The organism is Streptomyces sennicomposti (genome assembly GCF_019890635.1).
Taxonomy (GTDB): domain Bacteria; phylum Actinomycetota; class Actinomycetes; order Streptomycetales; family Streptomycetaceae; genus Streptomyces; species Streptomyces sennicomposti.
Genome location: NZ_JAIOAB010000070.1, coordinates 19594 through 32640, shown reverse-complemented (window position 1 = coordinate 32640; position 13047 = coordinate 19594). Strand labels below are relative to the sequence as shown.

At 72.5% G+C, this 13047-nt stretch carries 13 protein-coding genes and 1 tRNA gene; 6 read left to right on the top strand and 8 right to left on the bottom strand.

Annotated features, from left to right (window positions below; genetic code table 11):
* Positions 1-177 precede the first annotated feature (177 nt).
* Positions 178-396 carry an FmdB family zinc ribbon protein gene (locus tag K7787_RS27815; RefSeq protein WP_009188379.1) on the bottom strand — a complete coding sequence of 73 codons (219 nt, stop codon included), beginning with the start codon at positions 394-396 and terminating at the stop codon, positions 178-180.
* A gap of 331 nt (positions 397-727) precedes the next feature.
* Here K7787_RS27815 and K7787_RS27810 point away from each other — a divergent pair, with 331 nt between their 5' ends.
* The 3 genes from K7787_RS27810 to K7787_RS27800 all read left to right on the top strand — a co-directional run bounded on the left by K7787_RS27810 (position 728) and on the right by K7787_RS27800 (position 5826).
* Positions 728-3181 (top strand): transglycosylase domain-containing protein, encoded by a 2454-nt coding sequence (locus tag K7787_RS27810; protein WP_247721348.1) that lies wholly within the window; start codon positions 728-730, stop codon positions 3179-3181.
* A gap of 58 nt (positions 3182-3239) precedes the next feature.
* Positions 3240-4526, top strand: coding sequence for a polysaccharide deacetylase family protein (locus tag K7787_RS27805; RefSeq protein ID WP_223003336.1), 1287 nt, complete (start codon positions 3240-3242; stop codon positions 4524-4526).
* 175 nt (positions 4527-4701) lie between these two features.
* A complete protein-coding gene (locus tag K7787_RS27800; protein WP_223003342.1) occupies positions 4702-5826 on the top strand; it encodes an amidase domain-containing protein in 1125 nt (374 codons plus the stop codon).
* 31 nt (positions 5827-5857) lie between these two features.
* On the opposite strand, the gene K7787_RS27795 is transcribed toward K7787_RS27800, so the two are convergent.
* From K7787_RS27795 to K7787_RS27780, 4 genes are all read right to left on the bottom strand, one after another.
* Entirely contained in the window at positions 5858-7183 is a 1326-nt protein-coding gene (locus tag K7787_RS27795; RefSeq protein WP_169435862.1) for a hypothetical protein, read from the bottom strand.
* A 362-nt stretch (positions 7184-7545) separates the two neighbouring features.
* Positions 7546-7617: transfer RNA gene (locus K7787_RS27790), tRNA-Val, on the bottom strand.
* Complete coding sequence (locus K7787_RS27785) at positions 7608-8006, bottom strand: DUF952 domain-containing protein (RefSeq protein WP_009188374.1); 399 nt, start codon at positions 8004-8006, stop codon at positions 7608-7610. The genes K7787_RS27790 and K7787_RS27785 overlap by 10 nt, the downstream gene beginning before the upstream one ends.
* A complete protein-coding gene (locus K7787_RS27780; protein WP_009188373.1) occupies positions 8003-8365 on the bottom strand; it encodes a DUF8825 domain-containing protein in 363 nt (120 codons plus the stop codon). Before K7787_RS27780 ends, K7787_RS27785 begins: the two co-directional genes overlap by 4 nt.
* Positions 8366-8564: 199 nt before the next feature.
* Here K7787_RS27780 and K7787_RS27775 point away from each other — a divergent pair, with 199 nt between their 5' ends.
* The gene (locus K7787_RS27775) at positions 8565-8933 is read left to right on the top strand and encodes a hypothetical protein (RefSeq protein ID WP_169435861.1); all 369 of its coding nucleotides are present in this window, start codon (positions 8565-8567) and stop codon (positions 8931-8933) included.
* Positions 8934-9060: 127 nt separating this feature from the next.
* Positions 9061-9291: a DUF2277 domain-containing protein gene (locus K7787_RS27770; RefSeq protein WP_019982177.1), complete on the top strand. Its 231-nt coding sequence runs from the start codon at positions 9061-9063 to the stop codon at positions 9289-9291.
* Between the two features lie 108 nt (positions 9292-9399).
* Here the strand turns inward: K7787_RS27770 and K7787_RS27765 are convergent, their stop codons facing one another.
* The 3 genes from K7787_RS27765 to K7787_RS27755 all read right to left on the bottom strand — a co-directional run bounded on the left by K7787_RS27765 (position 9400) and on the right by K7787_RS27755 (position 11907).
* Complete coding sequence (locus tag K7787_RS27765; protein ID WP_169435860.1) at positions 9400-10035, bottom strand: DedA family protein; 636 nt, start codon at positions 10033-10035, stop codon at positions 9400-9402.
* A 267-nt stretch (positions 10036-10302) separates the two neighbouring features.
* Entirely contained in the window at positions 10303-10758 is a 456-nt protein-coding gene (locus K7787_RS27760) for a DoxX family protein (protein WP_223003341.1), read from the bottom strand.
* Between the two features lie 495 nt (positions 10759-11253).
* Positions 11254-11907, bottom strand: coding sequence for an HNH endonuclease family protein (locus K7787_RS27755; protein ID WP_223003335.1), 654 nt, complete (start codon positions 11905-11907; stop codon positions 11254-11256).
* 383 nt (positions 11908-12290) lie between these two features.
* Between K7787_RS27755 and K7787_RS27750 the strand changes: the two genes are divergently transcribed.
* A complete protein-coding gene (locus tag K7787_RS27750) occupies positions 12291-12869 on the top strand; it encodes a TMEM165/GDT1 family protein (RefSeq protein ID WP_019982174.1) in 579 nt (192 codons plus the stop codon).
* The last annotated feature ends 178 nt before the right edge of the window (positions 12870-13047 follow it).

The window sequence follows — 13047 nt, the reverse complement described above, 5'->3', positions numbered from 1 at the left end:
GGGGGGGGGGGGGGGGGGGGGTGGGGGGGGGGGCGGGGGGGGGGGCCGGGGGGGGGGGGGGGGGGGGGCCGGGGGGGGGGGGGGGGGGCCGGGGGGGGGGGGGGGGGGGGGGCTCAATGGGTCGAACGTGGGTGGCGGTGGAGCGGACGGGCCGGCAGGCCACGGCCCGCCGGGCGGTCAGCCGCAGCAGCCGCCTCCGCAGCAGCCGCCTCCACCGCCGGAGGCGGGCCGGGCCGCGGGGGCGGAGGCCGTGCCGCCGACCGCGACCGTGGAGAGCAGTTTGACCGTGTCGTCGTGGCCTGCGGGGCAGGTCGCCGGGGCGGCGGACTGCGCCATCGGACGGTTCAGTTCGAAGGTGTCGCCGCAGCTCCGGCAGCGGTACTCGTAGCGAGGCATACGCCCAGATTAACGGGCCTGCCCCAGACCGATGGAGCTCTGCGTTTCTTGTGTGTTCGTTTCTGTCCCGTTCTCATGCGGAGAAATTGAAAAGACGGCTGATAATTTTGTATGGCCGCGAGAGCCGTGAGACGGCTGGGAGTGAGGGGGCAGGCGGCCGCATACGCGGCTGTGTCGACCCGCGCGAGCAACACGGAGTGCGGAGGGAGACGCAGTCGTGACCGAGGCAGGGCAGGGGGAGGACCTTCCGGAGGAAGGTCGCCGGCCCCGTGAGCGCCGCGCCGCGCCGAGGCGTTCGCCGAGCGCGCGTCCGCCGCGCGCCGACGAGACGATGCAACTGAACGTGGACGCCCTGCGCAAGCGGGACGGATCGGGCGTCCCGCGCCCCGACCCCGCCCCGCCCCGCCCGGACGAGACCATGCAGCTGAAGGTCGACGCCCTGCGCGAGCAGCAGCGCCGTACCCCGTCCCGCCCGGACGGCGAACAACCGGAAACGGGAAGGCCGGACGCGAAGCGGCCGATTCCGGAACAGCCGGGCGGAATACGGCCGGACGGGGAACAACCGGACGGAAAGCGGCTGGACGCGGAGCAGCCGGGCAGAACACGGCCGGACGGGGAGCAGCCGGGCGACAAGCGTCCGCAGCCGCACGAGACCATGCAACTGCGCGTCTTCCGCCCGAGGGCTGCCGACCGCCCGCAGGGCCAGCGCGCCGACCGCCGCAAGGCGCAGAAGAAGCGGCAGCGCCGGACCCTGCCCCCCGCGCTCGCCGCCCTCACCGCCGCGGCCGGCCGCCGCCTCGCCCCGCTCACCCGCCGTCTGGCGCCCCTGCTCGCCGTGCTCGCGCCGTACGCGCGCAGGCTGAAACCGGTCTACCCGCGCCCCGGCCGCACCGGCTGGCGCCGCTGGATGCCGTCCTGGCGGCAGTGGGTCGGCGCGGTCTTCGCGAGCCTCGGCCTGACCAGCCTGCTGCTCGTCGTCGCCTACGCCGCCACCGACATACCGGACAACCTCAACAGCTACGCCACCCAGCAGGACAACGTCTACTTCTGGTCCGACGGCACCCCGATGGCCCGCACCGGCTGGGTGCAGCGCCAGGCGATGCCGCTCAAGGACATACCCGAGGACGTCCGCTGGGCGGTCCTCGCCGCCGAGAACGAGAGCTTCTACAGCGACCCCGGCATCTCCTTCAAGGGCATCACCCGCGCCCTGTGGCGCACCGTCGGCGAGGGCGACACCGAGGGCGGCTCGACCATCACCCAGCAGTACGTCAAGAACGTCTACCTCACCCAGAACCAGACCGTCAGCCGCAAGTTCACCGAGGCGATGATCGCCCTCAAGCTCGACAACAGGATGAGCAAGGACAAGATCCTCGAGGGCTATCTGAACACCAGCTGGTTCGGCCGCGGCACCTACGGCATCCAGCGCGCCGCGCAGGCCTACTACGGCAAGGACGTCAGCCGGCTCAACGTCAGCGAGGCCGCCTTCCTCGCCTCCCTCCTCAAGGGCGCCGGCCTGTACGACCCGACGCTGAACCCGAAGAACCACGCCCGCGCCGTGGAGCGCTGGAACTGGATCCTGGACCGCATGGTCAAGATCGGCAAACTGTCGCCGGACGAGCGCGCCAAGTACACGACCTTCCCCGAGCCGCTCAAGAGCAACCCGCTCGCCGACACCGGCCAGCAGAGCGACTACCTGGTCGAACTGGCCACCCAGTACGCCAAGAAGGCCGCGCACATCTCCGACAAGGACTTCGACCTCGGCGGCTACCAGATCTACACGACCTTCGACCGCAAGCGGGAGGCCACGCTCACCGACGTCGTCACCAAGGCCCGCAAGGAGGCCAAGGAGAAGGACCCGGCCGCGGCGAAGACCGCCCACTACGGCGCCGCCTCGGTGGCCACCGACGGCCGGATCGTCGCCGTCTACGGCGGCCCCGACCACCGCACTCAGGGCTACAACGAGTCCAACTCCTCCACCGTCCCGGCCGGTTCGGCCTTCCAGCCGTTCGTGTACGCGGCCGGACTGCAGAACGGCGCCGTCAAACAGCGCGACGCGCCGCGCGAGGCGGTCACCCCGGACAGCGTCTACGACGGCGACGACGCCGTGCCCGTGACCACCCCCGAGGGGCCGTACTGGGACCGCAGCGGACGCAAGGTCGCCGCCCACAACGACGGCGGCAAGTCCTACGGACGCATCACCCTGCGCCAGGCGCTCGCCCAGTCCGTCAACACCCCGTTCATGCAGCTCGGCATGGACACCGGCCTGGACAAGGTCAAGCAGACCGCCGTGGCGGCCGGACTGCTGCCCTCCAGCATGGGCCCGCAGGTGCCCGACCTGTCCCTCGGCAGCTCCACGCCGAGCGCGATCCGCATGGCGGGCGGCTACGCCACCTTCGCCGACGGCGGAATGAGCACCGAGCCGTACTCGGTCGTCCGGATCACCCGCAACGGCGCCGCCGTGCCGCTGGACCGGCCGGCCGGCCGGCGCGCGGTCAGCGCCACCGTCGCCCAGCAGGTGAACGACGCCCTCGGCGACGCCTTCCGCACCGCCCACCCCGCCGCCGCGCCCGCCGGCGCCCAGGTGACGGGCAAGGCCGGGACCACCGAGAAGGACACCGCCGCCTGGTACGTCGGCACCGCCAAGTCGGTCTCCACGGCGGTCGTCGTCTACCGCATGGATCTGGCCAAGAGTCTTGAACCCCTGCCGTTGAAGGGGCTCGCCGGAACATCGGCAGACGGTGTTCCGTACTCCATATGGGCCGGTGCCATGGCCCCGCTCGGCTGACCCCGGCGGCCCGCCCGCACCGCACCCGCCAGCAGACCCTTCGTGAAACGAGCCGCCCATGAAGTCCTCACCCGGCCGCCGCCGCAAGGCGCCCGCGCGCCGCCGCCCCACCCGCCCGCAGTTCCTGACCCTGGCGGCCCTGCTGGTCGTGGCCTCCGTGGTGGCGGGCTTCCTGGCGCTGACCCGGCCCGACTCCGCCACGCCGACCGCCTCCGCCGGCAACAAGGGCGGCGACGCGGCCCCCTCGCCCACGGCGACGAAGGAACCGGCCTGGGACGGCAAGACCAAGGTGCTCGGCGACGGCTCCACCTCCTACACCGGCCCGCAGAAGGGCGAGTTGAAGCCGGTGCCGCTCAAGCCGGGCGAGAAGCCGCCGCAGTTCGTGGTGTTCTCCTGGGACGGCGCCCTGGAGGGCAGCGACCACCTGTTCTCGCACTACCGGGAGCTGGCCAAGGAGTACAACGCCCATATGACCTTCTTCCTCACGGGCATCTACCTGCTGCCCAAGGACAAGAAGACCCAGTACCACCCGCCGATGCACAACCCGGGCGACGCGGCCATCGACTACGCCACCGACGAGCACATCCGCGACACCCTCGAACAGCTCCGTCTCGCCTACGACCAGGGCAACGAGATCGGCACCCACTTCAACGGCCACTTCTGCGGCGCCAAGGGCGGCGGCGACTGGAGCGTCGAGGAGTGGAAGAGCGAGATCGACCAGTTCTTCTCGTTCGTGGAGAACTGGAAGACCAACACCGGCTTCAAGGACATCGCGCCGCTGCCCTTCGACTTCAAGAAGGAGGTCACCGGCGGCCGCGCGCCCTGCCTGGAGGGCCAGCCCAACCTGCTGAAGGCCATCAAGAGCTACGGCTGGCGCTACGACGCCTCCTCGCCCGGCGACTTCCAGATCTGGCCCACCAAGAAGAACGGCATCTGGGACTTCCCGCTGGAGATGCTGCCGTACGAGAACGGCAAGTACCAGGGCCTGTCCATGGACTTCAACTTCCTCTACAACCAGTCCGACGGCGAGACCAAGGGCGACCCCGCCAAGTACCCGCTGTGGCAGCAGCAGACCGTCGACTCCTACATGGCCGGCTTCAACCGCGCCTACTACGGCAGCCGCGCCCCGCTGTTCATCGGCAACCACTTCGAGGACTGGAACGGCGGCATCTACATGAAGGCCATCGACCAGGTCATCAAGAACGTCTGCACCAAGAAGGGCGTCAAGTGCGTGTCGTTCAAGGAGCTGGCGGACTGGATGGACGTGCAGAAGCCGGAGACGCTGCAGGCCTTGCGGGGACTGGACCCGGCGCAGTCCCCGGACTGGTCCTCGGTGGTCAAGTGACCCTTGTAACCCCTTGGTTCCACTTGTGCACACCCTCTTCACAACCGCCTCCGCAGTCATGCGAAGATGCGACTTCCCGGTAGCAGTACCGGCGTAGAGGGGAACATCATTGAAGTCGAGAAAACTGAGCCGTAAGCGGCGGCGCACCGCCATAGTCACGGCCGCCGCAGCCTCGGTGGTCGCCGGCGTGGCCCTGGTGCCCAACTGGAGCGCGGGCGCGGCGGTCACCGACGACCCGACGGTGGACGCGGCCACCAAGGCCACCTTCCAGAAGCTGGCCGACGCGGTCTTCACCGACCGCACCCAGGCCCTGGTGGACGACAAGAGCGGCAAGCAGGGGAAGAAGGGGCAGCAGAAGCTGTCCTCCCGCTTCTCCGGCAAGGTCCGCGTCTCCGGCACGCAGTCCCGCTACGAGGACTCCGCGCTGACCCAGCTGCGCGGCCGCAAGGACCGCCTGGAGCAGCTGGGCGAGAAGTACAGCGCCGGCGCCACGAGCGTCACGCTGGACGCCACCCAGGTCAAGGGCCGCAACGCCAAGGTCGCCGTCACCGAGAACACGACGCTGACCTACGAGAAGGTCAAGGGCACCGAGCCGAAGACCACCGGCTTCCAGGCCCACCACGAGCTGACGTTCCAGGCCGACAAGCACGGCAACTGGCAGCTCACCGGCATCCGCGACACGGACGACGGCGTCGCCGTCAACCAGGTCGCCACGCCGGCCCCGGCCGTCAAGGCCACCGCCGACGACGACACCCCGCCGGACGCGCCGCGCGCGTCCACCGCGAAGAACGCGCCGGCCAACAAGAAGAACCTCACGTCCGGCACGTACGACTACAAGGCCATGGCCGCGTACGCGCAGAAGTACTGGAGCAAGTACAACCCCGACTACCCCGACTACAACGGTCAGGGAGCCGGCGGCGACTGCACCAACTTCGTCAGCCAGGCGCTGAAGGCGGGCGGCTGGAAGCACGTCCCGGGCTACACGTACGACTTCCACAAGTGGTTCGGCACCGCGGACATCCAGTCGGACTCGTTCGTCGGCGTCAACGAGTTCTCCTGGTTCGCGCTGTCCTCCAAGCGCGTCACCAGCCTGCCCTACGTCTACCAGCTGGACGTCGGCGACGTGCTGCAGATGGACTTCAACCGGGACGGGTCCAAGGACCACTCGATGATCGTCACCTACCGCAGCCCGCAGGGCGTGCCGTACGTGTCGTACCACTCCACCAACACCTACAACCGGTCGGTGGCGAGCCTCATCGCGTCGTACCCGACCGCGTACTACTACGCCTACCGCACCTGATCGGGCGTCCCCTCGGGGCGGGGGCCGGGCCTCAGTGACCGGCTCCCCGCTCCTCGCGGATCTGCGCCACCACCCGGGCCACGGCCGAACGGACCGCCTCGGTCTCCGTCAGGAAGTGCCAGTAGTCCGGGTGGCGGCCCGTGAGCGACTCCACGGCCCGCTCCAGCCGGGCCACCGCCTCGTCCAGCGGGCGGGCGTGCCGCGGGTCCGGCGTCGTCCGGCCCGTCATGGCCAGCCGCTGCGCGTCCCGGATCGCGAACCGGGTCTTCTCGATCTCCCCCTGCGGATCCTTCTGCACCGCGTTCAGCCGGGCCAGCCGGTCCCCGGCGGCCGACACCGCCTCGTCGGTGGCGTTCAGCAGCGCCCGCACGGTCGCCAGCAGCGCCGTCGCGTCCGGCCAGCGCTGCGCGTCGCGCGCCGCCTGCGCGTCCTTCAGCTTCAGCTCGGCCTGGCGCACGTTCTCCTCGGCCTGCCGCGGCACCGGCTGGAGGTCCTGCCAGCAGGCGGCCGTGAAGCGGCGGCGCAACTCGCTGAGCACCGGCTCCACCTGCCCGGCCCGCGTGGTCAGCGCCTGCGCCCGGGTGCGCAGCGACACCAGCCGGCGGTCGATCTCGGCGGCCCGCTCCGGCAGCCGCCCGGCCTCGGCCGCGATCGCCGACGCCTCCCGCGCCACCCGCTCGGCCCGCTCCAGCGTCGGCTGCACACCGTGCCGCCCCGCGCCCTGGTTCAGCTTCGTCAGCTCCGGGGAGAGCGCGGCGAGCCGGGCGGCCAGATCGTCGGCCCTCAGGCCCGAGGCGCGTACGGCGTCCAGGGCGTTGCTCGCGGCCAGCAGGGCCTGGCGGGCCCGCTCCACGGCCGGCGCGAGCCGGGCCAGCTGGGTCTCCGCCTTGCCGAGCAGCGGCCCGAGCCCGGCGGCGAAACGATCCAGCTCCCGTTTGACGTTCAGCAGTTCGTCCTTGGCGGCGACCAGGTCGGTGCGCGCCCGGACGGCGGCGGCCGCCTCCAGGTCGTCCCGGTCCAGGTCCTGCGCGTCCACGGCCGTGATGTACCGCCCGCTCGCCTCGTCCACCCGCCGGCCCAGCGCCTCGAAGTCGGCGACCGCGCGCCGGGCGGCGGGCGAGTCGTCCACGGCGGTGATGGTCTCCATCGAGATCCGCAGATCGCGCTGGGCGGTGTCCAGTTCGTAGAACGCGGCGGCGGCCGCGTCCTTCGCCGCCTGCGCCTCGGCCCGCTGGCTCTCGGCCCGCCCGCCGAACCAGCGGCGGGTGCCGCCCCCGGCGAAGGCGGCGGGCAGCGCGAGCGCGGCCAGCAGCGGCAGCGCCACCAGGGTGAGGACGTCCCGCGCGGCGGCGGGCAACGCGGGGGCGGTGCGGGGCCGTCCGGGGTCCGCGGCCGGCCGGGGCCGCCGGTCCGGCGCGTGCGGCCGCCGAGGTGTCGCCGGTGTCGCCCGTGCCGCCGGTGTGGCCCTCACATCACTCTCCCGTGATCCGCCCTGCGTGGTGTTCATTCTCCCACCTGTACAGGACGAACACACGGGCCGATCAGTTCGCCGTACGCCCGCGCGGGACGCGACCGCGGTGCGGGCGCCCACCAGGTCCCGCGCGGCGCGGAGTTGGCGGCGGCCGGGAAGGGCGCCCAAGACGACGAAGGCCCAGGTCTCCGGGCGGTGCCGGTGACCTGGACCTGATCGTGCGTCGCGACGCGTGAGCCGCGAACCGGTGGGCGCGGACGGTTTCGAACCGCCGACATCCTGCTTGTAAGGCAGGCGCTCTACCCCTGAGCTACGCACCCGGGACGAGTGGACAGCCTACCTTGCCGGGGGGAGTGTCCCGCAAACCCGTCGCCCGCCCCTCCGCGTCGAAGGCGACCTCCTTGACCTGGACGACGGCGGACCGGTCGATCGGCCCGTGGACGTGCGGGAACAGCGCGTCCGCGGGCGCGCCCGGCGGTGGGGCCGGATGCGCCGCCTCCCACTCCAGCCGGGCGGTGAGCCGGGCCTCGTCGATCACCAGCGCCAGCAGCGGCCGGGGCGCGCCGCGGTAGAAGGCGTTCACGACGGCGAGCGTGGTCGCCTCGTCGGGTGAACAGTGCACGAAACCCTCCTCGGCGAGGGAGGCGGGCGCGTACGGTCGGTCGTATCCAGCCTGCCACTCGGCCGACGGCACCACGTGGTAGATCATGTGTCCGCGTCCTCTCCCGCGGGGCTCGCGGGGGCCTGGTCGCAGGCGTGCTTGAGCCGGCTGCGGGCCTCGACGCGGTCAGGGCCGGTGAACTGTGCCCAGTACCGGTGGGTGGTGACGAACACCGCGAGTTCGTGCTCGCGGCGGCGGAGCTTCTCCACCTCGGCCTGCTCGTCGGCGGTCCAGCCGGGGGAGGCCGGGCGCTCCACCTTGCGCCAGCCGCCGTCGTCGCTGAAGCCGTCCAGCGGCTCCACCGACCAGGGCAGACGTTTGAGCAGGGCCGACAGCTCGGCCCGGACCTGATGCAGCTCCTCCTGGCCGGCCAGGAGGTCACTCGGGAAGTCATAGGGCGTAGCCACGCCGCAATGCTACGCCTGTTCGATTTTGGGTCGCGAGTCGATGCGATGGGTTCGTGTGTTCGAGATCCGGGCGGCCGGCCGCCCGAGGACCGTCCGAGTACCGCCTGACGCGGCCGGGCACGCGTCTGAGTAGCGGGCGGACCGCCATGAGTACCGGCGCGGATGCCCGGCCACGGCCGTGATCCATAACGTCGTCGGCATGGAGAACACCGCGCCCACCGCCACCGGACCGACCCCGCCGCCGAACCCGCATCGGCAGCGCACCACCGCCGACTACGTCGGACTCACCGTGCTCGCCCTGGCCGTGCTGTTCGCCGGGTTCCTCGTGGGCGCGCTCGGGCCGCTGCTCGCCATCGCCTGCGACACCTGCCAGGACGGGGTGCGCGACCCGCTGCCCCTGCTCGACGTGCTGCTCGCCGTGGACCGCGTCGGGGTGCCGCTGGTCACCGTGGGCACGCTGGCCGGGCTGTTCCTGCCGCGCGGCGGCGCCCGGGCCGGAGCGATCGGCCTCGGCCTGCTCGCGCTGCTGTTCGTCGCGACGCTCGCCCTCGGCCGGGCCGGCGGCTGAGCGGGACGACGGGCCGGGCGGGGCGACGGGACGCGGCGGGGCTGGTCCGGTGGGGCTCCGGCGGGGCTGGTCCCGTGGGACTCCGGCGGGGCTGGTCCGGTGGGGCTCCGGTGGGGACACTTGGGGCATGTGCCGGAGCATCAAGACACTGCGCCCGCCCGCGTTGCCCGAGGAGGCGACCGAGGACGAGATCAGGGCCGCCGCGCTGCAGTACGTCCGCAAGGTCTCGGGCTTCCGGGCCCCCGCCGCGCACAACCGCGAGGTCTTCGACCGCGCGGTCGAGGCGATCACGGCGGCGACGCGGGACCTGCTCGCGGACCTGGAGGTACGGGGTCAGGCGGCGCGCGGCGCGGGATAGGGGCGGGCGGGTCACGGAACCGCTCGGTCGCCGTGACCGCGCGAAGCCGCGCAGGCGCAACGCGCCCGCAGCGTCAACGAGACGGCGTCCGCGCCCGCGCCCGCGCCGTCACGACGCCTCGGAGCGCTCCGGTGCGCGTCGCATCAGATACGCCGCCCCCGCGCCCGCCGCGAACAGCGCCGCCACCGACACGCCCGTCGCCAGCCACGCCGCGCCCAGCCAGCGGGTGCCGAAGTAGCCGAGGGCGACGCTGTAGGCGGCCCAGGACAGACCGGCCAACGCGGACCAGGGGAGGAACTCGCGCACCCGGCGGCGGGCGGCCCCGGCGCTGAAGGAGACGACCGAGCGGCCGGCCGGCGCGAACCGGGCGATGACCACCAGCGCGCCGCCGCCCCGGGCGAGGGCCACGCCGAGTCGTTCCTGCGCGGTGCTGAGGCGGCGGGAGCGGGCGATCGCGCGGTCCAGCCGCTCCCCGCCGCGCCGGCCCACCCGGTAGGCGACGAGGTCGCCGAGCACCGAGGCGGTGGCGGCGCACAGCGTCAGCGCCAGGATGTCGGGCACATCGCGCGGGACGTGGCCCGTGGCGGCGCCGGAACCGGCCGCGGCGGCCGTGGCCGCCGTGACGATCAGCACTCCGCTCGGCAGCACGGGCAGGAAGACGTCGAGCAGCACCGACAGGGCCACCACGGCATAGATCCATGGAGTGCCGGTGAGCGCCCCCACCCTCGCCACACTCTCCAGCACCGAAACTCCCTGTCGACTCCCCCGTGGACCGGATCGTGCCGCGACGTCGCGGGGGAGCGGCAGGGGCGGCCTGTGAACAGCCATACAGCGTACGCCGCCGGTGTGACAGGAGATGCACCGGGTGCGGTTGCGGTTCCGTACCGCCGGACGCGGTCGCGCCCCGCACCCGGCGACCGGACACGGGGCACGACCACCGCCGGGCGGCCGGGTGGGTCCGGCCGCCCGACGGACGGGGTCAGGCGGCCACGGCCGCCCGACGGACGCGACTCAGGCGGCCACCGGCGTCTGTTCGGCGGCCGACCCCTCCCGCTGCGCCGAGCGCCGCGCGAACAGCGTGTCCAGACCGAACGCGCCCGAGCCGGTGAACACCAGCAGCAGGAACGCCCAGCAGTACAGCGCCGACGGCTCGCCGCCGTTCTCGATCGGCCACAGCGCCGCCTTCTGGTGCACGGAGAAATAGGCGTACGCCATGGAGCCCGAGGCGATCAGCGCCGCGCCCCGGGTGCCCAGGCCGAGCAGCACCAGGGCGCCGCCGACCAGCTGGATGAGGGCCGCGTACCAGCCGGGCCAGGCGCCGGCCGAGACGGTGCCGCCGTCGGTTCCGGCGGCGCCGCCGAGCACGCCGAACAGCGAGGCCGCGCCATGGCAGGCGAACAGCAGTCCGACGACGATGCGGTACAGGCCGAGGGCATAGGGCTGGGTGGAGTGGAGACGTCCGGTCAGGCCGGTCATCAGGGTGCTCCTTCGGTCAGGCCGGCCCAAGGGGAGAAGGGGGACAGGGGTGGCCGGCGTGGGGGACGGATCCGAATGGAGGACCGAGGATAGGTGACCCTAAGTTGTGCTTGCAAGTTCAACATCTGGCCATGCCGAAGGTTCCGCTTGTGGGTCCGTATGCGGCGGTACGACGCGTTTGAGCGGAAGTGCCCGGAGCCCTCATGACCTGGACGAACGGCCGGAAACCGGGCAGTACCACCGGCCGCCCCGCCGCCGCCCGGACCCCGCTTCCGCTACGGCATCGGCCGCCTCCGGCACCCCGCGCCGCCTGCGCCCGGACCGCCGTGCGGCACGGCCAGGCCGGCCGGCCCCGCGGTGGGTGTGCGGTGCACCGGTCCATGGACCAGTGGCCCCCCTGCCGGGCCCGGCGGCCGGTGGCTCAACGCGGCCTGCCCGCCGGCCGCACGGGGCGGCCGACGGGCAGGGAGGGGGTGCGAGGGGCGGTCAGCAGCTCGCGAGGTAGTTCTGGAGCGCGCTCTTCTCGGCGGAGTCGACCGAGAGGTTGTAGTAGTACTTCACCTGCACCCAGGCGCGGACGTACGTGCACCGGTACGCCGTCCGGGACGGCATCCAGGTCGCCGGGTCCTGGTCGCCCTTGGCCTGGTTGACGTTGTCGGTGACGGCGATGAGCTGCGGGCGGGTCAGGTCGTTGGCGAAGGCCTGGCGCTGCACGGTGGTCCACTTGCTCGCCCCGGAGTCCCAGGCCTCGGCCAGCGGCACGAGGTGGTCGATGTCCAGGTCGGAGGCGGCGGTCCAGGTCGCGCCGTCGTAGGGGGAGTACCAGCTGCCGCTCGTGGCCGCACAGGAGGAGTCGGTGGTGACGTTGGAGCCGTCCCGCTTGAGGACCGTCTCGCGGGTGTTGCAGCTGCCGCTGATGGTGATCCAGTGCGGGAAGAGGTCGCGGCTGTAGCCGGTGCGGTTCTCGGTGGCCACGGTGAGCGAGGCCAGGTAGGTCCGGGCGGTGGCGGCGCTGACCGGGGTGGGCAGGGCGGCGGAGGCGGTGGGGGACTGGAGCAGGGCTATGGAGGCGGTCAGTCCGAGGAGGGCGGCGAGCGTGCCTAGTCGTCGACGCGCGTAGAATCCGGGCCTGCGGAACATGTGAACTCCCTTGTGGGGTCGGGATATCGGGCGCGGGCAGGGGGAATGCTCGCGGCACCGTGTTGCGGGGCGGTGTGCGCTCGGTGAGAAGTTAGTGACGCGTGCATGACAGGACAAGGTGTACGACTGAACTTTCCGTCCCGTAGGATGGGTCGCGCAGAAGGGGAGTAGCCCCTCGCCGGACCGTCGACATACTGCTCAGCTCGCCTGAGCCGGCGCCCGGAGGCAGGCCCGGATCACTGACCGGGTCGGCCGGCGAGACCTTCGGCAAGCAGTGCACGCCCGTGCGTACGGCACGGGACTGACCGTGTGCTGCCTCGCCGAGGCGTCTTCGCGCAGAGCCGCAGCACTCTCGGTGGGGCAGCCCGACCGATTGAGGAACAGTGATCAGTCTCAGCGTCCTGGCGCTCGTCTTCGGCGTCGTCTTCCTCGCCGAGCTGCCGGACAAGACGGCCCTGGCCGGGCTCGTCCTCGGCACCCGCTACCGCGCCTCGTACGTCTTCGCCGGCGTCGCCGCCGCCTTCCTGCTGCACGTGGTGCTGGCCGTGGCGGCGGGCAGCGCGCTCACCCTGCTGCCGCAGCGGATCGTGCACGCCCTGACCGGCGTGCTGTTCCTCGGCGGGGCGGCGGTGCTGCTGTTCAAGAAGGACGACGGCGAGGAGGAGATCCGGCGGCCGGAAGACCAGTCGTTCTGGAAGGTCGCCGGGACCGGGTTCATGCTCATCCTGGTCGCCGAGTTCGGCGACCTCACCCAGATCATGACCGCCAACCTCGCCGCCCGCTACGACGACCCGATCTCCGTCGGCGTCGGCGCGGTGCTGGCCCTGTGGGCGGTCGCGGGACTGGGCATCGTCGGCGGCAAGGCGCTGATGCGGAAGGTGCCGCTGGGGCTGATCACCAAGATCGCCGCCGCCCTGATGCTGGCGCTCGGCGTCTGGAGCCTCTGGGAGGCGGTGGCCTGAGGCGGGCGGGCCGGGCCGGGGTGGGCTGGGGTCGCGTGGGGATGAATGGTGGATCGTGGCCACAGCGCCGGGTCGGCGCCCTGCCGACCTGCGGTTTCGCGGTGTGAGCGGGGCCGGGCGCGGTCCGGCGTGGCCCGGAATCACCATTCGTTCCCGCCGGCCGGAGCTGAACAGTCGG